Source organism: Delftia sp. WSY_10 (assembly GCF_043104705.1).
Taxonomy (GTDB): domain Bacteria; phylum Pseudomonadota; class Gammaproteobacteria; order Burkholderiales; family Burkholderiaceae_C; genus Comamonas; species Comamonas tsuruhatensis.
Genome location: NZ_JBICKY010000020.1, coordinates 65,002 through 91,830, shown reverse-complemented (window position 1 = coordinate 91,830; position 26,829 = coordinate 65,002). Strand labels below are relative to the sequence as shown.

At 69.2% G+C, this 26,829-nt stretch carries 24 protein-coding genes; 10 read left to right on the top strand and 14 right to left on the bottom strand.

The annotated features are described in order from the left end of the window. From ACF8ML_RS11100 to ACF8ML_RS11075, 6 genes are all read left to right on the top strand, one after another. A partial coding sequence (locus ACF8ML_RS11100; RefSeq protein ID WP_392407132.1) for a phenylacetate--CoA ligase family protein occupies positions 1-513 on the top strand: 513 nt, incomplete at its 5' end. Between the two features lie 17 nt (positions 514-530). Further along, a complete protein-coding gene (locus ACF8ML_RS11095) occupies positions 531-1,190 on the top strand; it encodes a TetR/AcrR family transcriptional regulator (protein WP_016449263.1) in 660 nt (219 codons plus the stop codon). Positions 1,191-1,225: 35 nt separating this feature from the next. Next, complete coding sequence (locus ACF8ML_RS11090) at positions 1,226-2,377, top strand: ABC transporter substrate-binding protein (protein ID WP_016449264.1); 1,152 nt, start codon at positions 1,226-1,228, stop codon at positions 2,375-2,377. Positions 2,378-2,460: 83 nt separating this feature from the next. Beyond that, positions 2,461-3,489, top strand: coding sequence for a branched-chain amino acid ABC transporter permease (locus ACF8ML_RS11085; protein WP_012202505.1), 1,029 nt, complete (start codon positions 2,461-2,463; stop codon positions 3,487-3,489). Further along, positions 3,486-5,378, top strand: coding sequence for an ATP-binding cassette domain-containing protein (locus tag ACF8ML_RS11080; protein ID WP_017406074.1), 1,893 nt, complete (start codon positions 3,486-3,488; stop codon positions 5,376-5,378). The genes ACF8ML_RS11085 and ACF8ML_RS11080 overlap by 4 nt, the downstream gene beginning before the upstream one ends. After that, a complete protein-coding gene (locus ACF8ML_RS11075) occupies positions 5,375-6,124 on the top strand; it encodes an ABC transporter ATP-binding protein (protein WP_016449266.1) in 750 nt (249 codons plus the stop codon). The genes ACF8ML_RS11080 and ACF8ML_RS11075 overlap by 4 nt, the downstream gene beginning before the upstream one ends. 69 nt (positions 6,125-6,193) lie before the next feature. On the opposite strand, the gene ACF8ML_RS11070 is transcribed toward ACF8ML_RS11075, so the two are convergent. The 4 genes from ACF8ML_RS11070 to ACF8ML_RS11055 all read right to left on the bottom strand — a co-directional run bounded on the left by ACF8ML_RS11070 (position 6,194) and on the right by ACF8ML_RS11055 (position 10,359). Then, positions 6,194-7,165 carry a tripartite tricarboxylate transporter substrate binding protein gene (locus ACF8ML_RS11070; protein ID WP_017406071.1) on the bottom strand — a complete coding sequence of 324 codons (972 nt, stop codon included), beginning with the start codon at positions 7,163-7,165 and terminating at the stop codon, positions 6,194-6,196. A gap of 104 nt (positions 7,166-7,269) precedes the next feature. Then, positions 7,270-7,536, bottom strand: a complete 267-nt coding sequence (locus ACF8ML_RS11065) for a DUF2783 domain-containing protein (protein ID WP_013800326.1) — start codon at positions 7,534-7,536, stop codon at positions 7,270-7,272. Positions 7,537-7,567: 31 nt separating this feature from the next. Continuing rightward, positions 7,568-9,259 (bottom strand): FAD-dependent oxidoreductase, encoded by a 1,692-nt coding sequence (locus ACF8ML_RS11060; protein ID WP_392407131.1) that lies wholly within the window; start codon positions 9,257-9,259, stop codon positions 7,568-7,570. A gap of 134 nt (positions 9,260-9,393) precedes the next feature. Next, entirely contained in the window at positions 9,394-10,359 is a 966-nt protein-coding gene (locus ACF8ML_RS11055; protein WP_043790848.1) for an MBL fold metallo-hydrolase, read from the bottom strand. A 149-nt stretch (positions 10,360-10,508) separates the two neighbouring features. Between ACF8ML_RS11055 and ACF8ML_RS11050 the strand changes: the two genes are divergently transcribed. Beyond that, a complete protein-coding gene (locus tag ACF8ML_RS11050; protein ID WP_016449271.1) occupies positions 10,509-11,327 on the top strand; it encodes an IclR family transcriptional regulator in 819 nt (272 codons plus the stop codon). Between the two features lie 42 nt (positions 11,328-11,369). On the opposite strand, the gene ACF8ML_RS11045 is transcribed toward ACF8ML_RS11050, so the two are convergent. Then, positions 11,370-13,202, bottom strand: coding sequence for a methyl-accepting chemotaxis protein (locus tag ACF8ML_RS11045; protein ID WP_017406066.1), 1,833 nt, complete (start codon positions 13,200-13,202; stop codon positions 11,370-11,372). A 307-nt stretch (positions 13,203-13,509) separates the two neighbouring features. Between ACF8ML_RS11045 and ACF8ML_RS11040 the strand changes: the two genes are divergently transcribed. Further along, entirely contained in the window at positions 13,510-14,343 is an 834-nt protein-coding gene (locus ACF8ML_RS11040) for a GNAT family N-acetyltransferase (RefSeq protein WP_016449273.1), read from the top strand. A gap of 254 nt (positions 14,344-14,597) precedes the next feature. On the opposite strand, the gene ACF8ML_RS11035 is transcribed toward ACF8ML_RS11040, so the two are convergent. From ACF8ML_RS11035 to ACF8ML_RS11020, 4 genes are all read right to left on the bottom strand, one after another. Further along, entirely contained in the window at positions 14,598-15,065 is a 468-nt protein-coding gene (locus ACF8ML_RS11035) for a CoA-binding protein (protein ID WP_047327019.1), read from the bottom strand. A 28-nt stretch (positions 15,066-15,093) separates the two neighbouring features. Next, on the bottom strand, positions 15,094-16,365 hold the full coding sequence (gene nhaA, locus ACF8ML_RS11030) for a Na+/H+ antiporter NhaA (RefSeq protein ID WP_047327020.1): 1,272 nt from the start codon (positions 16,363-16,365) through the stop codon (positions 15,094-15,096). A 236-nt stretch (positions 16,366-16,601) separates the two neighbouring features. After that, a complete protein-coding gene (locus tag ACF8ML_RS11025) occupies positions 16,602-17,135 on the bottom strand; it encodes a hypothetical protein (protein WP_047327021.1) in 534 nt (177 codons plus the stop codon). Between the two features lie 191 nt (positions 17,136-17,326). Continuing rightward, the gene (locus ACF8ML_RS11020) at positions 17,327-19,597 is read right to left on the bottom strand and encodes a protein-disulfide reductase DsbD family protein (protein ID WP_392407130.1); all 2,271 of its coding nucleotides are present in this window, start codon (positions 19,595-19,597) and stop codon (positions 17,327-17,329) included. A gap of 214 nt (positions 19,598-19,811) precedes the next feature. Here ACF8ML_RS11020 and ACF8ML_RS11015 point away from each other — a divergent pair, with 214 nt between their 5' ends. Further along, on the top strand, positions 19,812-20,789 hold the full coding sequence (locus ACF8ML_RS11015) for a tripartite tricarboxylate transporter substrate binding protein (protein WP_016449278.1): 978 nt from the start codon (positions 19,812-19,814) through the stop codon (positions 20,787-20,789). Between the two features lie 29 nt (positions 20,790-20,818). After that, the gene (locus ACF8ML_RS11010) at positions 20,819-21,679 is read left to right on the top strand and encodes a creatininase family protein (RefSeq protein ID WP_392407129.1); all 861 of its coding nucleotides are present in this window, start codon (positions 20,819-20,821) and stop codon (positions 21,677-21,679) included. Between the two features lie 154 nt (positions 21,680-21,833). Here the strand turns inward: ACF8ML_RS11010 and ACF8ML_RS11005 are convergent, their stop codons facing one another. The 5 genes from ACF8ML_RS11005 to ACF8ML_RS10985 form a co-directional block, all read right to left on the bottom strand. Beyond that, on the bottom strand, positions 21,834-22,808 hold the full coding sequence (locus tag ACF8ML_RS11005; protein WP_133073055.1) for a tripartite tricarboxylate transporter substrate binding protein: 975 nt from the start codon (positions 22,806-22,808) through the stop codon (positions 21,834-21,836). A 120-nt stretch (positions 22,809-22,928) separates the two neighbouring features. Then, a complete protein-coding gene (locus tag ACF8ML_RS11000) occupies positions 22,929-23,612 on the bottom strand; it encodes a histidine phosphatase family protein (RefSeq protein WP_043790856.1) in 684 nt (227 codons plus the stop codon). A gap of 91 nt (positions 23,613-23,703) precedes the next feature. Next, positions 23,704-24,663 (bottom strand): PhzF family phenazine biosynthesis protein, encoded by a 960-nt coding sequence (locus ACF8ML_RS10995; protein WP_392407128.1) that lies wholly within the window; start codon positions 24,661-24,663, stop codon positions 23,704-23,706. Between the two features lie 87 nt (positions 24,664-24,750). Beyond that, entirely contained in the window at positions 24,751-25,935 is a 1,185-nt protein-coding gene (locus ACF8ML_RS10990) for a PLP-dependent aminotransferase family protein (RefSeq protein WP_392407127.1), read from the bottom strand. A 234-nt stretch (positions 25,936-26,169) separates the two neighbouring features. After that, positions 26,170-26,772, bottom strand: a complete 603-nt coding sequence (locus ACF8ML_RS10985; protein WP_016449284.1) for a LysE family translocator — start codon at positions 26,770-26,772, stop codon at positions 26,170-26,172. Positions 26,773-26,829 lie beyond the last annotated feature (57 nt).

The following is a 26,829-nucleotide window of genomic DNA, read 5'->3' as shown; positions in this document are numbered from 1 at the left end:
TGGGAAGACCATTTCTATCCCGAGATCATCGACCCGGACACGGGCGAGGTGCTGCCCGACGGCAGCGAGGGCGAGCTGGTCTTCACGTCGCTGTCCAAGGAGGCCATGCCCATCATTCGCTACCGCACGCGGGACCTGACGCGGCTGCTGGCGCCGACTTCGCGCAGCTTCCGGCGCATGGGCAAGATCGTGGGGCGCAGCGACGACATGCTCATCATCCGCGGCGTGAACCTGTTTCCCTCGCAGATCGAGGAGATCGTGCTGCAGAACGCCCAGCTGTCGGGCCAGTACCAGCTGGTGGTCACGCGCGAGGGCAACCTGGACCGGCTGGCCGTGCGCTGCGAGATGCAGCCGGGCACGCAGGGCGACACCGAGGCGCTGGCACTGTGGGTGCAGCAACGCATCAAGACCCTGGTCGGCGTGAGCGCCGAGGTCGAGGTGCTGCGGCCCGATTCCATAGAGCGCACCCTGGTGGGCAAGGCCCGCCGCGTGATCGACCACCGCAGCCGCTGAGCGCGCACAGGAGTCCCATGGCCCGAGGCCGATCTTCCGGATACGACGACCAGCGCGAACTGATCCTGGGCCATGCCGCCGCGCTGTTCGCGCGCAGCGGCTACCCCGGCACTTCGATGAACGAGGTGGCCCAGGCCTGCGGCCTGTCCAAGCCCACCATCTACCACTACTTCCGCGACAAGTACGCGCTGCTGGTGGACATCACCGATGGCCACATGACGCGGCTGCAGGCCCTGGTGGACGAGGTGCAGGCCATGGGCCTGCCGCCCGAGCCGCGGCTGCGCATGCTGATCGAACGCTTCGTGCAGGAGTACGCCCATGCCCGCCATGCCCACCGCGTGCTGACCGAGGACGTGCGCTTCCTGCAGGACGAGGACCGCCAGCGCGTGGTGGGCAAGGAGCGCGCCGTGGTCGAGGCCTTTGCCCAGGCGGTGGCCCAGCTGCGGCCGGACGCCGACGGCGCGGGCCTGTCCAAGGCGCTGGCCATGCTGCTGTTCGGGATGATGAACTGGATGTTCACCTGGCTGCGGCCCGACGGAACGCTGGACCACGAGGCCATGGCCCCCGTGGTGGCCGACCTGTTCCTGGGAGGCTTGCCTGCCGTGCAGACCCCAGGCAAACCCGTGCATCAAACCGCTGGTAAAAAAATAGTTACCACGGTAAATTGTGGCGCCTGAAGGTGCCACGCCCCATCCAACACAAGGAGACAGACATGAAGCGTTTGACGAAACTGGGCCTGCTGGCCGCAACCCTGGCCACGGTGTGGGGCTCGGCCCTGGCCGACATCAACGTGGGCGTGGTGGTCTCGGCCACCGGGCCGGCCGCGTCGCTGGGCATTCCCGAAAAGAACACGGTGGCGCTGATGCCGCGCACGGTGGCGGGCCAGAAGGTCAACTACATCATCCTGGACGACGCCTCCGACACCACGGCGGCCGTGGCCAACACGCGCAAGCTGATCAGCGAGAGCAAGGTCGACGTGATCCTGGGCTCCAGCATCACGCCCAACTCCCTGGCCATGGTGGACGTGGTCTCCGAGGCCAAGACGCCCATGATCACGCTGGCGGCCTCGGCCAAGATCGTCGAGCCCGTGGATGCCAAGAAGTTCTGGGTCTTCAAGACGCCCCAGCACGACGCCATGATGGCCGCCGCCATCGGCGAGCACATGGCCAAGGCCGGCATCAAGACCGTGGGCTACATCGGCTTCAACGACGCCTATGGAGAAAGCTGGCTGCAGGAATTCCGCAAGGTGGCCGAGGCCAAGGGCCTCAAGCTCACCGCCACCGAGGCCTATTCGCGCAGCGACACCTCGGTCACGGGCCAGACGCTCAAGCTCATGGCGGCCAAGCCCGATGCGGTGCTGATCGCCGGCTCGGGCACGCCGGCCGCACTGCCGCAGAAGTCGCTCAAGGAGCGCGGCTACCAGGGCAAGATCTACCAGACCCACGGCGTGGCCAATGCCGACTTCCTGCGCGTGGGCGGCAAGGATGTGGAAGGCACGCTGCTGCCCGCCGGCCCCGTGCTGGTGGCCCACCAGCTGCCCGACAGCAATCCGGTCAAGAAGTCCGCCGTCTCCTATGTGGAGGCCTACGAGGCCGCCAACGGCAAGGGCACGGCTTCGACCTTTGGCGCGCATTCCTGGGATGCGGGCCGCGTGCTCGAAGCGGCGATTCCCGCCGCGCTCAAGAAGGCCCAGCCCGGCACGGCCGAGTTCCGCGCCGCGCTGCGCGATGCGCTGGAGCAGACCAAGGACGTGGCCGGCGCCCACGGCATCTTCAACATGACGCCCACCGACCACCTGGGCCTGGACCAGCGCGCGGCCGTCATGGTCAAGATCGAGAACGGTACCTGGAAGTACCAGCCCTGAACCTGCAGGTCTGAGGCCGCAGCGGCTGCCGCGCCTGGTGGCGGCCGCTGTGGCGCTTGGCCGCGTCTGCTCGAAAGTCGATCATGGATCTGCAAATCGCCCTGCTGCTGGGGCAGGACGGCATCGTCAACGGCGCCGTCTACGGCCTGATGGCGCTGGCCCTGGTGCTGGTGTTCTCGGTCACCCGCATCATCTTCATCCCGCAGGGGGAGTTCGTCGCCTTCGGCGCGCTCACCCTGGCCATGATGCAGGCCGGACGCGTGCCCACCACGCTGTGGCTGCTGCTGGCCCTGGCCGCCGCCGTGCTGGTGGTGGACCTGCTGCGCTGGCGCGCGGGCAGCCAGGTGAGCTGGCCCGCCACCTTCCTGTGGTGCCTGGCGCTGCCGGCCATTGCCGTGGCCCTGGCCTGGGGGCTGCGCCCGTCCTCGCTGATGCTGCAGGCGCTGGCCACCCTGGTGCTGATCACGCCCATGGGGCCGCTGCTGTACCGCCTGGCCTACCGGCCGCTGGCCCATGCCTCGGTGCTGATGCTGCTCATCGTCTCGGTGGCCATGCACGGCGTGCTGGTCGGCCTGGGGCTGCTGTTCTTCGGGGCCGAAGGCTCGCGCACCCCCGCGTTTTCCGAGGCGCAGCTGCGCCTGGGCGACATCACGATCTCGGGCCAGTCCCTGGTGGTGGTGGGCGTGACCCTGGTGCTGGTGGCCCTGCTGTTCGTGTTCTTCGAGCGCTCCATGATCGGCAAGGCGCTGCGCGCCACGGCCATCAACCGCGTGGGCGCACGCCTCATGGGCATTCCCACGGCCATGGCCGGCGACGTGAGCTTTGCGCTGGCCGCGCTGATCGGCGCCATCTCGGGCCTGCTGATCGCGCCGCTGACCACGGTGTACTACGACACCGGCTTTCTGATCGGCCTCAAGGGCTTCGTGGCCGCCATCGTGGGCGGGCTGGCCAGCTACCCGCTGGCCCTGGCCGGCGCGCTGCTGGTCGGGCTGCTGGAGGCCTTCTCGTCGTTCTGGGCCAGTGCCTACAAGGAGGTGCTGGTGTTCACGCTGATCATCCCGGTGCTGTGGTGGCGATCGCGCAATAGCCACCATGTGGAGGAAGAAGAATGAGCGCCCCCGTTTCCTCGCAGGCCGCGGCGCCTGCCAAGGCCGCCTCGGGCGGCATCAGCACGCGCGTGCTCACGGTGGCCGCCATTGCGCTGCTGGCCGCGTCCTGGGGCTTCCTGCCCGATTTCACCGTCGTCATCCTCAGCTACATCGGCCTGTTCGCCATGGTGGCGGCAGGCCTGGTGATGCTGACCGGCGTGGGCGGCATGACCTCGTTCGGCCAGGCGGCCTTCGTGGGCATCGGCGCCTATGCCACGGCCTGGGTCTGCACGGCGCCGGCCTCGGTGGCGGCGCTGGGCGGGCTGGTGGGCGCGGCGGGCCTGCCCTGGGTGGGCCTGGCGCTGGGCCTGCTCATCACCTTCGTCGTGGCCTGGCTGCTGGGCGCGGTCACGGTCAAGCTGCAGGGCCACTACCTGCCGCTGTGCACCATCGCCTGGGGGCTGAGCCTGTACTACCTGTTCGGCAACATGGAATTCCTGGGCGGGCAGACCGGCATCACGGGCATTGCGCCGCTGGTGATCGGTGGCGTCTCGCTGGCCTCGCCGCGCGCCATGGGCGTGGTGATCTGGGCCGTGCTGCTGGTGGCGCTGTGGCTGCTGCACAACCTGCTGGACTCGCGCGAGGGCCGGGCCATCCGCGCGCTGCGCGGCGGCCGCGTCATGGCCGAGTCCATGGGCATCGACACGGCGCACTACCGCGTCAAGCTCTTCGTGTTGGCGGCCCTGCTGGCCACGCTCTCGGGCTGGCTCTACGCCCACATGCAGCGCTTCGTGAGCCCGGCGCCCTTCAACCTCAACGTGGGCATCGAGTACCTGTTCATGGCCGTGGTCGGCGGCGCCGGCCACCTGTGGGGCGCGGTGCTGGGCGCCACGCTGATCACGCTGATCAAGCAAAAGCTGCAGGACATATTGCCGGCTCTGCTGGGCACCAGCGGCAACTTCGAGGTCATCGTCTTCGGCCTGCTGATGGTGCTGGTGCTGCAGCGCTTTGCAGAAGGCCTGTGGCCCACGCTGCAGGCGCTCACGGCGCGCTGGGTGCGCCGGCCCGTGTCTGATCTCAAGCTGGCGGACGCTGCGCCGCTGGCGCAGCGCGCGCTGCCCGCGGCGGGCCAGGTGCTGCTGGCGGCCGAGCATGTGACCAAGCGCTTTGGCGGCCTGGTGGCCAACAACGATGTGGCCATGACGCTCAGGGCCGGCGAGGTGCATGCGCTGATCGGCCCCAACGGCGCGGGCAAGAGCACTTTCTTCAACATGATCTCGGGCGTGGACTCGCCCACCGAGGGCCAGGTGCGCTTCATGGACCAGGCCATGAACGATGCGCCCTCGCGCCGCTTTGCCGCCCTGGGCCTGGGCCGCACCTTCCAGCATGTGCGCCTGCTGGGCCAGCGCAGCGTGCTGGAGAACGTGGCCGTGGGCGCGCACCGGCGTGCGCACCGGGGTTGGCTGGCCTCCATGCTGCGCCTGGACCGGGCCGAGGAGGCCTCGGTGCTGGCCGAGGCGCGCCGCCAGATCGAGCGCTGCGGCCTGGGCGCCTTCGCCGACGTGCCGGCCGCCTCGCTGGCCCTGGGCCAGCAGCGCATCGTGGAGATCGCACGCGCCCTGGCCGGACAGCCCGCGGCCCTGCTGCTGGACGAGCCGGCAGCCGGCCTGCGCCACCTGGAAAAACAGGCCCTGGCCGACCTGCTGCGCCAGCTGCGCGCCGAGGGGCTGGGCATTCTCGTCGTCGAGCACGACATGGAGTTCGTCATGAATCTTGCGGACCGCATCACGGTGCTGGAGTTCGGCACCGTGATCGCCGAAGGCACGCCGGCCCAGATCCAGGTCAACCAGCGCGTGCTGGATGCCTACCTGGGCGGCGGCGACGACGACGAGGCAACCGGAGAGACGGCATGAGCGACACCCTTTTGCAGCTCAAGGGCCTGAGCGTGTCCTACGGTCCCGTGGAGGCGGTGCACCAGGTGGATCTGGATGTGCGCAGCGGCGAGATCGTCACCGTCATCGGCCCCAACGGCGCGGGCAAGACCACGCTGCTGTCGGCCGCCATGGGCCTGCTGCCCTCGCGCGGCGAGATCCATCTGGACGGCAAGCGCATCGCACGCCCCGGCGTCGAGGTCATGGTGGCCAACGGCGTGGCCCTGGTGCCCGAAAAGCGCGAGCTGTTCGGCGAGATGTCGGTGGAGGACAACCTGCTGCTGGGCGGCTTCTCGCGCTGGCGCCGGGGCCTGCGCGACCAGGCGCAGCGCATGGACGAGGTCTTCGCCATCTTCCCGCGCCTGAGGGAGCGGCGCCCGCAGATGGCCTCCACCCTGTCGGGCGGCGAGCGCCAGATGCTGGCCATCGGCCGCGCGCTGATGGCACGCCCGCGCCTGCTGCTGCTGGACGAGCCCTCGCTGGGCCTGGCGCCGCTGATCGTGCGCGAGGTGCTGCAGGTCGTGGCCGGCCTGCGCGACCACGGCGTCTCGGTGCTGCTGGTCGAGCAGAACGCGCGCGCCGCCCTCAAGGTGGCCGACCGTGCCTACGTGCTGGAGATGGGCGCCGTGGCGCTCAGCGGCGCGGCCAGGGAGCTGCTGCACGACCGGCGCATCATCGATACCTATCTGGGGATGGGGCGCAGTGCGGAGGCGGCGGCGGTGGCCTGAGACGCAACCGCCAGCCACAACGAAAAAGGCTGCCGGACCGGCAGCCTTTTTGCGTCTGCAGCGTGGCGCTCAATCCAGCTTGATGTTGTTGGCCGCGATCACCCGACCCCACTTGCCGCGCTCGGCGCGCACGAACTGGCCCATCTGCTCGGCGCTGCCGGGCATGGGCTCCACGCCCATGGCGGCCAGGCGTGCCTTGGTGCGGGTGTCGGCCAGGGCCTGCTGCAGCGACTGGCTGAACTTCTTGACCACCTCGGCCGAGCTGCCCGTGGGCACGACGATGCCCTGCCAGGCATAGCCCTCGAAACCTTTCAGACCCTGCTCCTGCAGCGTGGCGACCTGGGGCAGCACGTCCACGCGCGCAGGGCTGGCCACGCCGATGGCCTTGAGCTTTTTCTCGCTCAGGAAGGGAATGATGGTGGCGCTGTCGGCCCACATGGCGGGAATCTGGCCGCCGACCACGTCCTGCACGGCAGGGGCCGCTCCGCGGTAGGGCACATGGGTCATGTTGGTGAGGCCCGCCTGCTCCCGGAACAGCTCGCCCACCAGGTGGTGGGGGCTGCCCAGGCCGGCCGAGCCCCAGCTCACGCCGGTCTTTTGCTGTTTGGCCCAGGCCAGGAATTCGGCGAGGTTGGTGGCGGGCACCTCGTTGTTGACCACCAGCAGCATGGGAAAGCGCACCAGCATGCCCACGGGCTTGAAGTCGCGCTCGGCGTTGTAGTTGAGCTTGCTGAACAGGAAGGGGTTGGCCGCCAGCGTGGCGAAGTCGGCCGTGAACATGAGGTTGCCGTGGTCGCGCGAGCGGGCGCTGTACTCGGCCGCGATGTTGGTGCCTGCGCCGGGCTTGTTGTTGATGACGATGACCCGCTCCAGGTTGCGGCCCATGGCCTCGGCGATGACGCGGGCGACCACGTCCGAGCCGCCGCCGGCCGCATAGCCCACGACCCATTCCAGGGGCTTGTCCTGTGCCAGGGCGGCAGGCCCTGCGGCCAGGGCCAGGCCCGAGCAGGCCAGTGCGGCCAGAAACTGCTTGCGTTGCATCCTTGTCTCCATGTTGTATGCGGCGCCCTTGTGAGATGTCCAAGGTGTGAGGCGGGCGCCTTTGTGGGGATGGCAGGCCGCCGCGCGGGCGGCGGCGCGCGGCTTCAGGCGGCCGCGTGCACCGGGGCGACCGGTGTCACGGCGCCGCGCTCGGCGGGGTCCGCGCCGGCAGGGGCAAGTCCTGCGCTGGCGCGGGCCAGTTCGAGCGCATGCAGCAAGGTGCCCTGGTGGCCGATGTGGTTGGCCAGCAGCAGCACGAGGCGGGCATTGAGGGCATGGCTTTGCGCGGTGTCGAGCCCCTGGTGGGTGGCGATCAGGGCTTCGTAGAAATCGTCGCAGGCCTGCAGGTTGGGGTGGGTGGACAGCAGCATGGCGGTCTCCTGTGGATGGGGCGTAAGAGGTTCAGGCCGTGGCGGCGGCGCCGCAGGCTCTTTGGAGAGCGGCGCGCACGCCGGCCTCGTCGGGGCGGCGCCAGCGCGCGCAGACATGCTGGTCGGGCCGCAGCAGGTAGCTGGTGCCGGGGCGCGCATCCAGGCGTCTGGCCGCCAGGCCGCGCGCATCGATGAGGTCGGCGTCTGGTGCATGGGCCTCGCCCTCTGTCGCGACGGACAGGTTGAGCACGCCGGGCAGCGCCTGCGCCCAGGCCGGCGTGGGGCCGAAGTGCAGCAGCGTGAAGTCCGGGCCCAGGGCGCGCAGCAGCCAGGCCGTGCCGTCCACGCCGGGCCGGCGCATGGGCGCATCGGCCAGCACGGCGCCGGGCAATTGGGTGCCGTCGAAGGTGTCGGTGTCGGGCGTGTTGAGCGCCGAGCCATGCAGCGTGGCCGGCACGGACAGCCGCCCGCTGTTGACGATGCGGCGCGCGAATTCATGGTCGCGTGCCAGGTCGAGCACGGCGTCGCGGAACAGGCGGCTGATCTCGCTCTTGGGCGTGATGAAGTCGGTGGCGCGCGTGGAGTTGCGGATGTTCTCGTCGGCCGCGTATTCGCGCTCGGCGCCATAGGTGGCGATCAGCGAGGCATCGGCCTGGCCGCGCAGCACGCGGTCCAGCTTCCAGGCCAGGTTCTCGGCATCCTGCACGCCGCTGTTGGCGCCGCGTGCGCCAAACGGCGAGACGCCGTGGGCGCTGTCGCCCGCGAAGACCACGCGGCCATGGACGAATCGGTCCATGCGCAGGCAGGCGAAGGTGTAGACGCTGGCCCATTCCAGCTCGAAGGGCGCGTCCTTGCCCAGCAGGGCGCGGATGCGGGGAATGATGTTCTCGGGCTTTTTCTCTTCCTCGGGATCGGCGTCCCAGCCCAGCTGGAAGTCGATGCGCCAGACATCGTCGGGCTGGCGGTGCAGCAGCACGCTCTGGCCCGGGTGGAAGGGCGGGTCGAACCAGAACCAGCGCTCGGTGGGGAATTCGGCGTGCATCTTCACGTCGGCGATCAGGAAGCGGTCGCGGAAGATGCGGCCATGGCTTTCCTGGCCCAGCAGGCCGCGCAGCGGCGAGCGCGAGCCGTCGCAGGCCAGGACCCATTGCGCATCGATGCGGTAGCTGCCGTCGGGCGTCTCCACGGTCAGCAGCGCGCCCTCGGCCCGCGGCTCGAGCGCCGTGACCTTGCTGTGCCAGCGCAGGTCGATCAGCGGCAGCTGCAGTGCGCGCTCGACCAGATAGGCCTCGGCGTAGTACTGCTGCAGGTTGATGAAGGCCGGGCGCTCGTGGCCGTCCTCGGGCAGCAGGTCGAAGCGGTACAGCGGCTGGTCCTTGAAGAAGACCTTGCCCAGGTTCCAGGACACGCCCTTGTCCACCATCGCCTGGCCCACGCCCAGGCGGTCCCAGATCTCCAGCGTGCGCTTGGAAAAGCAGATGGCGCGCGAGCCCGTGGACAGCCGGCAGTCGTTGTCCAGCAGCACCACGCGCTGGCCGCGCTGGGCCAGGTCGATGGCCAGCGACAGGCCTACGGGGCCGGCGCCGACGATGACCACGGGATGCCGGGCGGGCGTGTCCGCACCGGCGTCCTGGTCGGCATGGCGCTCGTAGGGGATGTGGATGGCCTGTATGTCTGCGCCGCTGCCGCGCAGCGCTTGCAGGGAGATGGCGGGGTGGGACATGGGGTTCGTCCTCTGTCGTGGGCGTATGAGAGAGAAAAGGCGCAGCCATCCCCGCCGGCATCAGGGAATGCCGGTGCGCGGGCGGGTGCGATGGGCAGGTGTGCCGGTGCTCAGGACCGGCACGCCGCCTTGGTTCAGCCTTCGAGCGCTTCCCACATCTGGCGGTCGCGCTCGGCGGTCCAGATGCGCGGGTCGGCATGGCCCGAGGCCTCGTCGTAGGCGCGGGTCACATCGAAGGGCATGCAGTGGTTGAAGATCACCCACTGGCCGTACTTGGGCTGCAGCTTGGCGAAGGCGGCCTCGTAGACCTTGCGCAGGTCCTGCTGGGCGTCGGCGCCGGCCTTGACCTCGGTCCACAGGTCGCTGATGAAGTCGCGCGTGCCGGCCAGGCCGGCCTGCACCTCGGCCGGCGTCTGCAGCGCGGCGCCCCGGCCGGGCACCAGCTTTTCGGGCTGCAGGGCGGCGATGGCGTCCAGCGTGTGCGGCCAGTCCTGGAAGTAGGCATCGCCCGCATAGGGCGTGGCGCCGAACTCCACCAGGTCGCCGCTGAACAGCACCTTGTCCTGGGGCAGCCAGACCACGGTGTCGCCCTTGGTGTGGCCGCGGCCCAGCTGCAGGATCTGCACTTCCAGCTTGCCCAGCCACAGCGTCATCTTGCCGGTGAAGGTGAGGGTGGGCCAGGTCATGCCGTCGGGCACGCTTTCCACGTTCTGGAACAGGCGGGGAAAGCGGCCGATCTCGCTGGCCTTGTCCTGCTCGCCGCGCTCCACGATCAGGTCATAGGTGTCCTGGCTGGCAATGATGTGCTCGGCGCCTTCCGCGAAGAAGGCCGAGGCGCCCAGCACGCGCACCGCGTGGTAGTGCGACAGCGTGACGTACTTGATGGGCTTGTCGGTGATCTCGCGGATGCGGCGGATCACGTCCTGCGCCATGACGGGCGTGGCCTGGGTGTCGATCACCATCACGGCGTCGTCGCCAATGATGATGCCGGTGTTGGGGTCGCCCTCGGCCGTGTAGGCGTAGGCGTGCTCGGAGAGCTTGTCGAAGCTGACCTGCTTGATTTCGAGGTCGGCGGCGGAGGCAAAGGTCTTGGTGGTCATGGGCATCCTGCTTTTGAAATGGACAAACGCATTTGTTTTTATCGAATGCCTGAATGCTAGGGAAAAATTCAACATTGAACAATTCGTTTGGCATAGTGAAAAACCCTCGGAGCCGCAAACTCCGGGTTCCAGCCTTCACAATGCCTGCCATGTCCGATGCCGCCTCTTCCCCGAACAGCCCCGTCTTCCTTCCTGACAGCAGCGATGACGAGCCCGCGCGCGGCCCGCGCGGCATCCAGAGCGTGGAAGTCGGCGGCCAGTTGCTCAAGGCACTGGCACGCACGGGCCGGCGCATGGCGCTCAAGGATCTGGCGCGCGAGGCCGAGATGACGGCGGCCAAGGCCCACCCCTACCTGGTGAGCTTTTGCAAACTGGGCCTGATGGAGCAGGACCGTGCCAGCGGCCACTACGGCCTGGGGCCGCTGGCCATACAGATGGGGCTGATCAGCCTGCAGCAGGCCGATCCCGTGCGCCTGGCGATTGCCGAGCTGCCCGCGCTGGCGCAGGAGGTGGGCAGCACGGTGTCGATTGCCATGTGGAGCGGCCAGGGGCCGACCATCATCCGCGTGGAAGAGGGGCCCACCCATGTCTATGTGGCCATGCGCCACGGCACGCCCGCATCGCTGCGCCACACGGCCACGGGCAAGATCTTTGCGGCCTTTGGCGAGCCCGGGCGCATTGCGCCCCTGCTGGACGCGGAAGGCCACAGCCTGGAGGAGCCCGCCTTTGCAAAGGAGTTGGCCGCCATCCGCGCCAGCCGCCTGAGCCGGGTCGAGAACCAGCTGCTGTCAGGCGTGAGCGCGCTGGCCGTGCCGGTGTTCGACGGCTTTGGCCAGCTGGTGCTGGCCATTGCCGCCATCGGCCCCTCGGCCACGCTGGATCTGGACCCCCAGGGCCGGCCGGCCCGGCTGCTGCAGGCCCAGGCGCGCAGCCTGTCCCAGCGCCTGGGAGCGCCGGCCCAGGCCTGAGCGCGCAGCCCCCGGTGGGGTTCAGTGGCGCTTGGTCAAGGCTCAGTGCGTGAGCAGCAACTGGTCCCGGGCAGGTGCACGCCCTTCCAGCGTGAAGCCGGCCACCGTGCGCGACAGGTGGTGGGCTTGCTCGTTGAGCACGGACGATGCGGCGGTGGACTCCTCCACCAGCGCGGCGTTCTGCTGCGTGGCACGGTCCATGTCGGCCACGGCCTGGTTGATCTGGCCGATGCCCACGCTCTGCTCGGTCATGGCGCCGTTGATCTCGACAATGATCTGGGAGACGCGCTGGATGCCGTCCACGATCTCGCCCATGGTCTGGCCGGCCGCGCGCACGCGCTCCGTGCCCATGGCCACGCTGGCGCCGGAGGCGTCGATCAGGGTCTTGATCTCCTTGGCGGCCGCCGCGCTGCGGTGGGCCAGGCTGCGCACCTCCGAGGCCACCACGGCAAAGCCCCGGCCCTGCTCACCGGCGCGGGCGGCCTCGACGGCGGCATTGAGCGCCAGGATGTTGGTCTGGAAGGCGATGGCGTCGATGACGCCGATGATCTCGCCGATCTTGGACGAGGCCCGGGAGATGTCGTCCATGGTGCTCACGGCGCTGCCCACCACGTCGCCACCCTTGGTGGCCGAGCTGCTGGCCGACTGCGCCAGGCGCGTGGCCATGGCGGCCGCCTCGGCCGACTGGCGCACATTGGCCGTCAGCTGCGACAGCGAGGCCGAGGTCTCCTGCAGGCTGCTGGCCGAGGATTCGGTGCGGTTGGACAGGTCCAGGTTGCCCAGCTTGATCTCGTCGGTGGCGGTCTTCATGGACTCCACGCCGTTGCGCACATCCTTGAGCACGGTGCCGATCTGCTCGACGAAGCCGTTGAAGGACGAGGCGATCTGCGCCACTTCGTCATTGCCCGACACCGGCAGGCGCTGCGTCAGGTCGCCGCCGCCCGAGCCGATCTTGTCCATGGCGTCGCGCACCTGGGACAGGCGTCGGAAGGACTGGGCCGTCAGCGCCGCCGCCACGGCCGTGGCCAGGCAGGCCAGCAGCACGATGGCGATGGCCAGCGTCTTGAGCACGCTTTGCAGGCCGGTCGTGGCCTCGGCCTTGTCCAGCGCGACCACCAGCAGCCAGTCCGTGCCCTGCACCGGGCGGGCCTTGAGCAGCTTGGCGCTGCCGCCCAGGTTCACTTCCAGCGGTGCCGTGGCGCTGGCAAGCGCAGTCAGCGCGGCCGGCGTCAGCAGCTCGGAGATGTCGGAGGTGGGCTTGAGCAGCAGCTTGGCATCGGCATGCGCCAGCACCTGGCCGTCACGGCTGACCACGAAGCCCAGGCTGCCGGGCGTGGGGCGGATGGCGGAGACCACCTCGCGCACGCCCTCCAGCGGCACGGCGCCGCTGATCACGCCCTGCAGCGCGCCGCCGCGCAGCATGGGCGCCACGAAGGCCACATAGGGCACGCCCGTGGTGGAGTCGCCATAGGGCTTGGTCAGGGCCAGCTTGCCGGCCTGCACGGCGCTCTTGTACCAGGGGCGGGCCGTGGGGTCGTAGTCGGGCGGAGTGCTGGTGGTGGACTTGTAGGTCTTGTCTTCCCAGCCCACCGTGGTGATGGGAAAGCCGCTGGCCTGGCCCATGTGGGCGGCAAAGCCCTGCGGGTCGCCGTGCTCGATCACGGCGGCGGCGGCGCTGACGGCGCGTGCCTTGGAGGCCACCCACTGGTCGATGGCCATGGTGTTGCCGGCGGTGATGGCGTCCAGGTCCTGTTCAATGGTCTGGAAAGTGCTGCCGCGAACGATGTGGTACGTGGCAGCCCCCGTGATGGCAAGGGCGCCGACCACGGTGGCTGTGCTGATGGCAAGGATCTTGGAGCGAAGGGTCTGGAGCATGGCGCGGCAAGGGAAGACTGAGGACTCCGCAAGCCGCAATGGCCGGGCATGCGGCCCTGTCATTAACGCACAATTTGTTTCATTTTTGACGACATGCCAACCCTGTGGTGGCGTGCACCAACTTGCGCGCAGCACCTGTCATAGAGGCATTTGCTGCAGTGCACCATTGCAGTGCGGTGTGACATGTTGCTGTAACGCAACCGTCGCGGGACTTTCATGGCCGCTTTCCACAATGGCGGCACGCAGGCAAACCGAGTGGCACAGGCAGGTCACCGACTGCGTCCAACATGACGAGGAAGGCGGGCATATGGACGTTCTGGACACCCTTCGCAACGCGGCGATCGAGATCGCCAAGCCCCCGCTTTCCGCGCTTCTCCAGCCACCCCAGGCCGCGGACAAACCGCTGCGGCTGGATGTGCGCTGGGCCCGCCATCTCGACGAGGTGCGCCAGGTGCAGCGCCTGCGCCACGCGGTGTTCGCCGCCGAGATGGGCGCCGTGCTGCAGACGCCGCTGGCCGGGCACGACATTGATGCCTTCGACGACTTCTGCGAGCACCTCATGGTCTGCGATGCCGACAAGGGCGTGGTCATCGGCACCTACCGCCTGCTCACTCCCACCCAGGCGCTGCGCGCCGGGGGCCTGTACTCCGACCAGGAATTCGACTTGGGCCCGCTCGCCGCCTGGCGCCCGCGCATGGTGGAGCTGGGCCGCAGCTGCGTGCACGCATCGCACCGCCAGGGCGGCGTGATCCTGGCGCTGTGGGGCGCGCTGGCCGAATTCATGCAGCGCAACCGGCTCGACGCCATGGTCGGCTGCGCCAGCATCCCCATGCAGTACCCGGGGCTGGCCCATGGCGAGGGCCCGGCGCGCGTCTGGCAGCAACTGCGCCAGACCCATCTGGCCGAGCCCGAGCTGCAGGTGCGTCCCCGCGTGGCCCTGCCCGAGGAGCTGGCATCCATCAGCACCAGCGGCATGAGCGTGGAGCCGCCTGCGCTGATCCAGGGCTACCTGCGCACGGGGGCCAAGGTGCTGGGCGCGCCGGCCTGGGACAGCGACTTCAACACGGCCGACCTGCCCATCATGATGCGCATGCAGGACCTGCCTTCGCGCTACCTGCGCCTGTTCACGCGGCGCGGCTGAGGCCGTCGCAGCGTTTTGGGGAAATTGGGAATTTTCGGAAAGAGAGGGCGGAGCCGGCTTCTTGTGCAATGGGCCGGACCGTGATGTGCATCACAGGGCTGTCACAAAGACCGTGCATGATGCTGGATGTGGGCTGAAGCAGACACCCGGACGGAGGCAGGTAACCTGCACCGGACTGACCGGGCCTTGGTCCACGCCAATTGCAGGCCGCAGCCTCTTCGGGGCTGCGGCCTTTTTCATGGGCAATTCCTGAGTTACCGGGCAGTGGGCGGGGCATCGGCCAGAAGGCGCTGGTGCTCGATCTTCACGCAGCGGTCCTGCACGGTCCACAGGCCCGCGGCGCGGGCCAGTTCCAGGGCCTTGTCGTTGACCACGCCCAATTGCAGCCACAGGCAGCGCGCGCCGACGGCAACGGCCTCGGCGGCCAGCGGCGGGATGTCCTCGCTCTTTCGGAAGCAATCGACCATGTCGATGCGCAGGCCCTGTGCGGCCAGCGCGGCCGCAGCGTCGGCCAGACTGGCATGGACGGGCTCGCCCAGGATGCGTCCGCCTTCGCGTGCCACCACGGGGTTGACGGGAACGATGCGGTAGCCGTGGCGCTGCATGTACTGCGAGGCCTGGTGGCTGGGCCGGTCGGGCTGCGGCGACAGGCCGACCACGGCCAGGGTGCGGCACTGCACGAGGATGTCACGCAGGCGGGAGTCTGTTGCTGTATCGCTCATGCGCCGCAGTGTACGCAGCGCCTGCTGCTCAGGCGGGCAGGGCTGTCGCGTCCGCAGCATGGCGCCGGCGCAGCACCATCCCCCAGCCCAGCCCCAGCACGGCGGCCGTGGCCGAGGCCAACAGCACGCCCAGCTTGGCGGCATTGAGCAGGGCCTCGCTGTCAAAGGCCAGCGTGGCGATGAAGATGGCCATGGTGAAGCCAATGCCTGCCAGCAGGCCTGCCAGCAGCGTGTCGCCCCAGCCCATGCCTGGCGGCAGCGCGCACAGCCGCAGGCGCACGGCCAGCCAGCAGCTGATCAGCACGCCCAGCGGCTTGCCCAGCACCAGGGCCAGGGCCACGCCCCACATCACGGCCGAGGTGCCCGCCGCATCGATGCCAGCGGTGCCCGCCCCCTGCAGCGGCACGCCGGCATTGGCCAGCGCAAACAGCGGCATCACGCCAAAGGCTACCCAGGGATGCAGGTCCGCCTGCACGCGCTCCACGGGCGCGGCGCTTTCGCGGCCGGCCAGCGCATGCACGGGCGTCACCAGGCCCAGCACCACGCCGGCCAGCGTCGGATGGGCGCCGGTCTGCCAGATGCCCCACCAGAGCACGGCTCCCGGCAGCACATAGGCCCAGGCGCGGCGCACGCCCAGCGACTGCAGCAGGAACACGCCGGCCAGGCCGGCGGCGGCCACCAGCAGCTGGCTCCATTGCAGCCCGCCCGAATAGAACAGCGCAATGATGAGCACGGCCACCAGGTCGTCGATGATGGCCAGCGCCAGCAGGAACACGCGCAGCGCGGGCGGCAGCCCCCTGCCCAGCAGGGCCAGCACGCCCATGGCAAAGGCGATGTCGGTGGCCGTGGGCACGGCCCAGCCATTGCGCAGCGGCGGCGCGGCATTGAAGGCCAGGAAGATCAGCGCCGGCGCCACCACGCCGCCCAGCGCGGCCATCACGGGCAGCAGCGCCTGGCGCGGCCGGGCCAGTGCGCCGGAATGCATCTCGCGGCGTATCTCCATGCCGACCACGAGAAAGAACACGCTCATCAGCGCATCATTGACCCAGAAATGCAGGGATTGCGACAGCTGCCACGGGCCCAGGCCCAGGCTCAGCGGCGTGTGCCACAGCGCCTCATAGGAGCCGGCCCAGCCGGAGTTCGCCCAGAGCAGGGCGGCGGCCGCTGCCAGCAGCAGCACGATGCCGCCCGCAGCCTCGGCATGGGACCAGCGGGACAGGAAGGCGCCGACGCGATCGGCGAAAGACAGGAAAAGGGGCGTGCGCGGGCCGGACGGCCGCGGGGTCGTGTAGGTGTTCATGTGCAAAGCAGCAAAGGGGCCTTGCGGCCCCGGTGCGCAGGCGGCCCGACCTGCGCTATCAACACCTGTCCTGCCGCCCCATGCGGTCTGGACACCCAGCCGCCATTATAAAAGAAGCCCCCACGCCCCCTTTGCTGCGCAAGGTCCGCTGCCCCCCGAGGGGGCCGCTTTTTGCCTTGGGGCGGCCCGGCGGCAAAAAATCGGCGGCCGGGACTCTTGCGCAAGACCCTGCGGATTCAGGGCCTGGGCGGCTCATTGCGCGAGACGCATTCGGCCAGCAGCCCCAGCGAGGACAGCGCAATCATGAAGACCAGGAACACATAGGCCGCCGTAGCCACGCCCAGGCTCATGCTGAAGCCCCATTGCAGCACCGAGCAGGCCATGCCGGTCTGCGGATACATGGCCGTGCATTGCGATGCGGCCGGCATGTGCACGTACCAGGTGACGGCGATGAACATGGCGCCCGCCACCATGGCGGCGTTGGCCCAGGGATGGGTCTGCGGGTGGTAGAGCGCATAGATCAGCGCCACGGGAACGGCCAGGCCCCAGGCGAACATCATCAGCCAGCTGAACACCGGCGAGACCGCCAGGATGGACTGCAGCCACTCCATCTTGGGCAATCCGTTGACGAAGCCCAGCAGATCCCACACAAAGGGCAGGACGATCCCCGCCACAGCCAGGCTGGCCAGTCCCAGCGCCAGCAGCAATCCCTTGCCGCGTGAACGATGGTGCACCCCCGAAGGGTGCGAATGGGTGATCAGTGCATGCATGGCCCACCTCCTGTGTCGTGCAGGGCGGGCAGTTGCCGCGCGGGCGGGTCCGGAGTCGGGCGGCAGCCGCGGCGCCTAGCGTTCGGATTGCGGTATTCCCCGGATGGATCCAGTCTAGGACGGCGTGCACTGCAACAGATGTAGGTCTTGCACCTACCCAAAATCGGGGTTTGTCCCAGGAGGGGGTGCCGTCAAAGCGCGGCCAGCGCCCCCAGCACCTCGCCCTTGGACAGCAGTTCGCTGAGCACCACCGGCGGCTTGCCCGGCGCATGCAGCACATAGACGGGCACGCCGCTGCGGCCCAGCTGCTGCAGCGCGGCGGTGATGGCCGGGTCGCGCCGCGTCCAGTCGGCGCGCAGCAGGGTCACGCCGTGCCTGTCGAAGGCGGCCAGCACCTCCTCATGGTTGAGCGTGGTGCGCTTGTTGACCTGGCAGGTCACGCACCAGGCGGCCGTGTAGTCCACGAACACGGGCTTGCCCGCCGCCTGCAGCTCGGCCACGCGGGCGGCCGACCAGGGCTGCCAGCGCTGGCCTGCAGCGGACGCCATGCCCGTGCCCTCCGCCTGGGCAGGTGTGGCGATCAGCGGTGCGGTGGTGGCCAGCAGCGCGCCCCCCAGCACCACGGCCAGCGTGGCCAGCACGGCCCGCGTGCGGCCCTTGAGCGTCAGCGTCCAGACCAGGGCGCTGAAGGCCAGCAGCAGGGCCAGCAGCGCGGTGGCGGCGTCGATGCCGCTCTGGTGCCCCAGCACCCAGACCAGCCAGACCACGGTGGCGAACATGGGGAAGGCCATGGCGCGGCGGAAGGTATCCATCCAGGCACCCGGGCGCGGCAGCCAGCGCACCACGGCGGGGACGAAGCTGGCCAGCAGATAGGGCAGGGCCATGCCCAGGCCCAGGGCGGCGAACACCGTCAGCGCCTGCAGGGCCGGCATGTCGATGGCAAAGCCCAGCGAGGCGCCCATGAACGGCGCCGTGCAGGGCGAGGCAATGGCCACGGCCAGCACGCCGGACAGAAAGGCATCGGCCACCGGATGGCGCGCATGGGCCGCAGCCCAGCGGCCGGGCAGCATGGAGCCGAACTCGAACAGGCCTGCCAGGTTCAGCCCCAGCAGCGTGAACAGGGCTGCCAGCAGGGCCACGATGGCCGGCGACTGCAGCTGAAAGCCCCAGCCCAGCTGCTCGCCCGCCGCGCGCAGGGCCAGCAGCAGTCCGCCCAGGGCCAGGAAGGACAGCACCACGCCGGCCGTATAGGCCAGCCCGCCCAGGCGCTGGGCGCGGCGGTCCTGTCCATGGCGTGCAAAGCCCAGGATCTTGATGGCCAGCACCGGGAAGACGCAGGGCATGAGGTTCAGGATCAGTCCACCCACCAGGCCACCGAGCAGGGCCATCCACAGGCTGGTGGCGCTGGCAGCAGGCGCAGCGGCCTGGTTGGCCGCCAGGGCGGCGGCCAGTGCGGGGGAAACGCTGGCCATGGCGGCGGCCGTCCAGCGGCCCTCGACCGGGGCCTCGGCGCGCCAGGCCACGGGCTGGCCCTGCTCCAGCGCTGCGGCGCGCTCGGCGGGTGGCAGGGCCAGAACCACGGGAAGTTTGGCCGGAGTGTCGCCGCGCATGTCGGACAGGGGCAGCTCGGCCACCCAGGCCGCACCATCCCAGCGCTGCTGCCAGTCCTTGCCCAGTTCTGCCGCGTGGTGGAAGGTGTCGGAAGATTCGGGATAGAAGTCCAGCGTGCGGCCCTGCAGGGATTCCGGCAGGCCCTCGATGCGCAGCTGCACGCGCTCGTCGGGCGTCCTGCCTTGTGCGGCAGGCTGGCTGGCCGGCACCACCTTGGCCTGGGCTGGCGCAGACAGTGCCTGGGGCTTGAGCGCCCAGGCCTGGGTGAAGGCCTGACCCTGGCCTGCCGTGCTGCCCTGCACGGGCAGCTGCAGCTGGAAATCGCCTTCCTCGGGAATGCACTCCACGCGGCAGACCAGCCAGTTCGCATGCAGGCGCAGGTCCAGCATGCCGGACGCGGGCGGCTTGAAGTCGGCGGCCACCTGCACGGGCACGGGCAGCAGCACCTGGCCTTCATAGCCGTAGTTGAGCAGCGGGCCCACGCGCAGCGCCTCGGGCACGGGCCACTGGATCTCGCCAGCCGTCAGGCCTGCAGGCAGCTGCCAGTTCAGCTCGGTGGCCAGGCCGGAGTCACCGGCGTTCTTCCAATAGGTATGCCATTCGGGCTGGTGGGTGATCAGCAGGCCCAGCCACAGCGTCTGGCCGGGCTGAACGCCTTCGGGTGCCTGGGCCACGAGCTCGGCCCGCACGCGTGGCGTGTCCACGGCCGCGGCCGCCCCGCTGCCGGTCTTCAGGCGCAGCTGCGCGCCGGCAGGGGTGGCAAGCAGGCTGGCGGCGGCAAGGAAAAAGGCGAGGAGCCAGAAGGCGAGGTGCTGGGGGGCAGTGTGGCGAAGAGGTGGTTGGTGCGGCATGGCGGACTGTGGGAGCCAGGGGCATGGTCTTTGGTTCCCCCGGCTGCAGGCTGCGATGGTAGCGGGCCGTCCAGAGAGATCGCCTGTGGCCTGCTGCAGGACGATTGGCAAAAGATATCGTTGCATAGGCGCTTGGTATTGGACAGGCGATAGGTCCGTTGCCCATCATGGGCCGGCCACCCATCCGGGATAGAGCAACACAAGGAGACAAGCCATGCAGGAGACATCTCGCCGCCAATTCCTGGCCGCCGGCGCGGCAGCGGCCGCCGCCTGGGGGCTGCCGCAGCACGCGCGCGCGGCCGCTGCCTATCCCGACAAGTCCGTGCGCGTGATCGTGCCCTTTCCCGCCGGTGGCACCACCGACGTGGTGGCGCGGCTGGCCATGCAAAAGCTCGGGGAGCTGACCGGCCAGTCCTTCGTGGTGGACAACAAGGGCGGTGCCAACGGCGTCATCGGCACGGAACTGGCCGCGCGCGCCACGCCCGACGGCTACACCCTGCTGATGAACACGGCGGGCGCGCAGACCCTGAGCCCGGTGCTCTACAAGACCAGCTACGAGGCGCTGGCCAGCTTCGAGCCCATCAGCCATCTGTGCGACGTGGGCTTCGTCCTCATTGCGCGCAAGGACCTGCCCGTGAACAGCCTGCAGGAGCTGGTTGACATGGCCAAACAGGGCAAGCCGCTGAGCGTGTCCTCGGGCAGCAGCATGATTTCGCTGATCACCGAGCAGTTCAAGAAGGTGATTGGCGCGCCGGGCATCGTCAACGCCCAGTACAAGGGCACGGCGCCGCAGATGCAGGCCGTGGTGGCGGGCGAGGTGGATTTCTCGTTCGACTCCTTCACCTCGGTGGAGATGATCCGCACGGGCAAGGTCAAGGCCCTGGCCGTGCTGCTGCCCCAGCGCGCCGAAGTCTTTCCCCAGGTGCCCACCATCAAGGAGGCCGGCGTGGACGGCATGGGCTTCAGCTCCTGGTCGGGCCTGCTGGCGCCAAAGGGCACGCCCCGCGACATCGTGGCCCAGCTCGCGCAGCAGATGGACAAGGTCATGCAGATGCCCGACGTGCTGGCCAAGCTGCGCAGCTACAGCTATGTGCCGCGCCGGGGCACGCCCGAGGAGTTCGCGCGGCTGATCGAATCCGACAACGAGCGCTGGAAGCGCATCGTCAGGGAATCCAACTTCAAGGTCGAATGAGACGCGGGGCGGGGGCTAAGATCATGGCCATGCCAAGCTCCCCGCCTCCACACACGTCCCTCGGTACCTGGCCATCGCGCTGGTGGGCCGAAGTATCGGCGCGCGATTTCGCGCTGGCCCAGGCGGGGCTTGCCGCGGAAACCGTGGCGGTGCTGCCCGTGGCCGCCGTGGAGCAGCACGGTCCGCACCTGCCGATGTCCGTCGACGCCCGCCTGCTGCAGGGCGTGATCGATGCGGCCCTGCCGCTGCTGCCGCCCGAGCTGCCCGCGCTGTTCCTTCCCCCGCAGAACATCGGCTTCAGCGTGGAGCACCAATCCTTTGCCGGCACGCTGACGCTGTCGCCCGCCACGGTGATCGCGCTGTGGACCGAGCTGGGCGCCTGCGTGGCACGCGCCGGCGTGCGCCGGCTGCTGCTGCTCAACGGCCATGGCGGACAGGTCAGCGTGATGGACATCGTGGCGCGCGAGCTGCGCATGCGCCACGGCCTGCTGGTCTACAGCAGCAGCTGGTTCGGCCTGGTGGACGATGCGGCCAATGCGCAGTTCAGCGCGCATGAGCACCGCTTCGGCATCCATGGCGGGGAGGTGGAGACGTCGATGATGCTGCACCTGGCGCCGGAGACCGTGCGCATGGAGCATGCGCGGGACTTTCATTCCACTTCGCAGGATAGGGCGCAGCGGCATGCCTTGCTGGGCAATGGGCGAAGCGCCAAGATGGGCTGGGCCATCGAGGATTACAACGTTTGCGGGGCAGTGGGGAATGCTGCGGGGGGCACGGCCGAGCGGGGGGCCTTGATGGTGGAGGCTTCGGCTCGGGGGCTGGTGCGGTTGTTGTCCGAGATGGTTGCGCTGCCTGCGGATACTGTGGGAAGGGCGCCGGAGCCTCTTTAGTTTTGGGCCTTTTTTGGACCCTGCCGGGTGGTGGTTTTTCGAGGCCGGGTCTCGGCCCGGCGGCCGACTGTCCGCGACCCCTTCGCTGCGCTGCGGGGCCACCTGCGCTGACATACGGGGAGTTGTTGCGGGCCTTCGCTGCGCTCGGCCCTTTTTACTGTTTCGGGATCTTGGCCTGGACGATCACGTCGCCCCAGCGTTTGATTTCCGATTGCAGCAATTGCGCGGTCTGCTCGGGCGTACTGGATTGGGCCTGGACGTTCATTTCGCGCAGCTTCTGCGTGACTTCGGGGGAGTTCACGGCGGCGGCGATTTCCTTGTTCAGGCGGGCGATGATTTCCGGAGGGGTCTTGGCGGGGGCGGCCAGGGCGTTCCAGGAGGAGGCGACGAACCCCTTGACGCCTGACTCCTGGGCCGTGGGCACGCCGGGCAGCAGGGCCGAGCGCTTGTCGCCGGTGATGGCCAGCAGGTTGACGGCCTTGGAGTTGATCTGGCCCATGATGGGCGTGAGGATTTCCACGGCCGCGTCGATCTGCCTGCCCCGCAGGGCCGTGACCACGGCGGGAGTGCCGTTGAAGGGCACGATCTGGGCGTCGATGCCGGCCGTGGTCTTGAACAGTTCGGCCGCCAGGTGCTGGGTGCTGCCGATGGCGATGCTGCCGATGTTGAGCTTGCCGGGGTGGGCCTTGGCCCAGGCCACCAGCTCGCCCAGGTTCCTGAAGCGCGAGTCGCTGGCGGTGAGCACGCCGATGTCGAAGTAGCCTAGGGTGGAAATCGGCGTGAAGTCCTTGACCATGTCGAAGGGCAGTTGGTTGAACAGCCCCACGGTGACGGCGCTGCCGTTGGACATGAGGAACAGCGTGTGTCCATCAGGCGCGGATTTGGCCACGGTGTCGGCTGCGACGATGCCGCCCGCGCTGGGCTTGTTGTCGATGATGACGGGCTGGCCCAGCTGCGAGGCCAGCTTTTGCGCAACGACGCGCGAGGTGACGTCGGCCACGCCGCCTGCGCCAAAGGGCACGACGATGCGGATGGGCTTGTTCGACAGGGGCTGTGCCTGGCTGGTGATGGCGGCCAGCAGCAGGGCCGCGCAGGCCAGGGCGCTGCGCGTGAAGCGGCGTTTGTTCATGGGTCTTTTGTCTCCTGGCCGGCCAGTGTGGCGCAAAAGCGCAGGCCGGCCCAGATCGCCCGTGTTCTGGCTGCTATGCCCTGGCGCAATAGCCGTGTGGCAGCCTGGCCGGGGGCTGGATCAGGCGTGCGTGATCCAGCTGCGGTGCTCGTCCGTGTCCAGGTGGTTGAGCGTGTTGAAGGTCTGCAGCATCAGGCGCTTGGGGCTGGTGGTGAACTCGGTCACGGCGCTGTTGCGGATGCGCATGTTCAGCGCAATGGTGACCTCCGGCGAGGTGCCCAGCACATGGCCCACGGCGGTGGAGATGGGGCCGCCGCTGCTGACCAGCAGCACGTTTTCGTCGGCATGTTCATGCCGCACGCGCTCCAGCACCTGGCGCACGCCGCCGGAGAAGTCGTCCCAGCTGGGCATGCCCTTGGGGCTGATGGTGCCGGCCATCCACTGGGCCAGGGCATCGCACAGCAGGCGGAAGTGGTGGCGGTACAGCTCGGGCGTGTCGGGCTTGGGCAGTGGCGCTGGGTGGATGGCCTGCAGCAGCGCGCCGCTGTCGTATTCATCGAGGCCTGCAAGCGCCTGGGTGCGATGCTGCTCGGCAGGCAGGCTGCCCAGGCCTTCGGCGATGCCGGCCAGCGTCTGCGCATGGCGGCGCAGCGTGCCCGTGTAGACCGCGTCGAAGCGCAGGCCGCGCTCTCGCCAGTAGGCTCCCAGCCTTTGCGATTGCGCCAGGCCGCGTTCGCTGAGCTGGTCGTAGTCTTCGGCACCAAACGAGGCCTGGCCATGGCGCACAAGATAGAGGGTTCCCATGGCGCGGATTGTGGCCAGCGCTGGCGCCGGCGTTTGTCCTGCGGGCGACTGGCTGCCGCCTTGGCGACAGATTCCAGCACCCCGGCAGCCCTTACAACAGCACCTGGCCGCTCACGCACTCCACCACATGGCCGCCTATCCACAGCGCGCCCTGGGCGTCCTCGCTGACATGCACGCGGCCGTCGCGGCCCACGCAGCAGCCCTGGCTGGCGATGTAGGGCGCGCGCAGCAGGCCTTCGCCGCGCAGCCACAGGGCCAGGCTGGCGTTGAGGCTGCCGGTGACGGGGTCTTCGGTGACGCCGACGGGGCTGGCGAAGCCTCGCACTTCCAGGCTGGGGGCGGCATCCGCATCGGCCCCGGCCGGGCGCTGGCCCGTGGCAAAGGCGCGTGCCTCGCGGCTGCTGCGGCCGATCAGTGTCGGTGCATCTTGCGCGCTTTCGTACAACGCGCAGGCGCCCACCTTGGTGTTCAGCGCCTTGAGCCTTGCATGGTCGGGCTCCAGCGACAGCACCTGGTCGGGGTGTTCGAAGAGCACGCCCATCCAGCGCGGGCCGTTGTCCAGCCAGGCCGCACGCAGGATCTGGCCGCGTTCTGCGCCCAGCGCGGCCGCCACGTCATCCAGCAGGCCGGGCTCCACGTCGCTGATGTCGGTGGACGGTGCCTGAAAGGCCAGGCGCCCGTCCTGGCGCTCGATGCCGATCAGCCCCTTGGCGCATTCCTGCACGATGCGCTGCGCCTGCTGCGGCACGCCGCCCTGCGCCAGCCAGGCGTGGCAGCTGCCCAGCGTGGGATGGCCGGCAAAGGGCAGCTCGCCGCCCGGCGTGAAGATGCGCACGCGGTAGTCGGCGCCTGCGGCGCGGCCGGCCTCGGTGGGCGGCAGCACGAAGGTGGTCTCCGACAGATTGGTCCAGGCCGCGAAGGATTGCATCTGCGTATCGGTCAACCCGGTGGCGTCGAGCACGACGGCCAGCGGATTGCCCAGGTAGGGCCGTGCCGTGAACACGTCCACGGTCATGAAGGGGCGCTGGCGGGGAGCGGCGGTGGAGGTCATGGCAAGGGGCAGGGTTGCGATGGGCAATGCAGGATGAAGAAAGCCGGCGCAAAGCCGGCTTTCAGGGAACAGCCGGGGCTGTGCGTATCAGGCCGACAGCTGCGAGCGGATGGCGTCGGCCAGGGCCGCGATGCCCTTGTCGATCTGCTCGGCCGACACGGTCACGTACGACAGGCGCAGCGTGTTGGCCTGGGGCTCGTCCGCATAGAACGGCGCGCCGGGCACGAAGGCCGTGCCGCGTTCCACGGCGGCGGACAGCAGCTTTTGCGCATCCATGCCCTTGGGCAGGCGAACCCACAGGAACATGCCGCCCACGGGACGGGTCCACTGCACGTCCAGGCCGGCCATTTCGCGTTCCAGCGCGGCCAGCATGGCGTCGCGCTGGCGCTTGTACATGGCGCGGATGGTGGGCACGTGGCGGTCCAGGAATCCGTCCTTGATGACCTCGGAGACCACGCGCTGGTTGAAGCCGGGCGTGTGCAGGTCGGCCGCCTGCTTGGCCTGCAGCAGCTTGTTGTAGACGGACTTGGGCGCCACCAGGAAGCCGATGCGCAGGCCAGGGGCCAGCACCTTGGAAAACGAGCCCAGGTAGATCACGCCTTCGGGGTTGCGCGCGGCCAGCGGCAGGGCAGGGGGCTGCTCGAACCACAGGTCGCCATAGGGGTTGTCCTCGATCAGCGGGATGTCGAGTTCACGCGCCTTGTCCACCAGGGCCTGGCGGCGTGCCTCGGCCATGGTGCGGCCGGTGGGGTTCTGGAAGTTGGGCAGCACGTAGGCCAAGCGGGCCTTGTCGGCGCCGGTGCCGGCCTTGGCGGCGAAGTCCTCGACGAGGATGCCGTCGTCATCGCTGTCCACGCCCACGGGAATCGGTTCCTGCGGCGCAAAGGCCTGCAGCGCGCCCAGGTAGGTGGGCTTTTCGACCAGCATGCGGCTGCCGCGGTCCAGGAAGACCTTGCCGATCAGGTCCAGCGCCTGCTGCGAGCCCGTGGTGATCAGCACCTGGTCGGGGTCCACTTCCCAGGGCAGGAAGTCGGCCACGGCCTGGCGCAGGGGCGCGAAGCCTTCGCTGGTGGCGTATTGCAGGGCCGCTGCGCCATCGCGCTGCATCACGGTCTGGCAGGCCTGGGTGAACGCGTCCAGCGGGAAGGCCAGCGGCGAGGGCAGGCCGCCCGCCATGCTGATGATGCCGGGACGGTCGGTGAGCTTGAGGATTTCGCGGATGGCGGAGGGGTTCATCTTGGCAGCACGGTCTGCCAGCGTCCAGGTCGTCATAAAAAAAGCAGTTCCAGGTCTTTGCGGTGCCCGCCATGCGGGCGGGCTGGTATGGGTTGCCATGCCGTCGTGGGGCACGGGCCGGCCGCATGTGAAGAGCGCAGTGCGGATGGTGCTTTCGCTCTTGCGCCGGCAATGAGGGTATTTTGTCGCGGCCGTGAAGGGTCTGCGCATCCTCCCTTCAATAGCTGGGCAGGCCAGTACGGCCTTTGCCTGGGTGTGGATGGCAGACCCTCATGCGGCCACCATCCACATCGCCGTCAGCGCCAGCATGGCCGCCATGGCACGGTTGAACCACAGCAGCCTGCGTCCCTGGGCCAGCCAGTGGCGCAGCAGTGCGCCCACGCAGGCATACAGCAGATTGCTGGAGAAGGCATAGGCGGCCATGACGGGCAGCACCACGGACAGGCGCTCGCTCAGGTCGTCGTGCCCCGCCAGCCAGCCGGCCACGATGGCCAGGGCCAGCAGCCAGGCCTTGATGTTCACGAATTGCAATCCCACGCCCTGCCAGAAACCCACCTGCAGCTGCTGCTGAGATTGCAGTGACGCCATCTGTGCGCTGCGGCTCAGGCGCCAGGCCATCCACAGCAGGTAGCCGATGCCGGCGGCCTTGACCAGCCACAGCAGCAGCGGTGCCGCCACGATCGCCGCGCCCACGCCGGCCGTGCTCAGCACCAGCAGCAAGCACCAGCCCACGGGCACGGCCAGGACGAAGCGCAGCGCCGGGCGCAGGCCGTGGTTGGCGGCCAGGGCCGTGGACAGCGTGGTGTTGGGGCCGGGGCTGAAGCTCATGGAAGCGGCGAGCAGCAGCAAGGCGGTGAGTTCGGACGGTGGCATGAGGCGGTGGCCCCGGAGGTCTCCATACAGGCGGCAAGGGGCTGTTGGGGAGGAGGG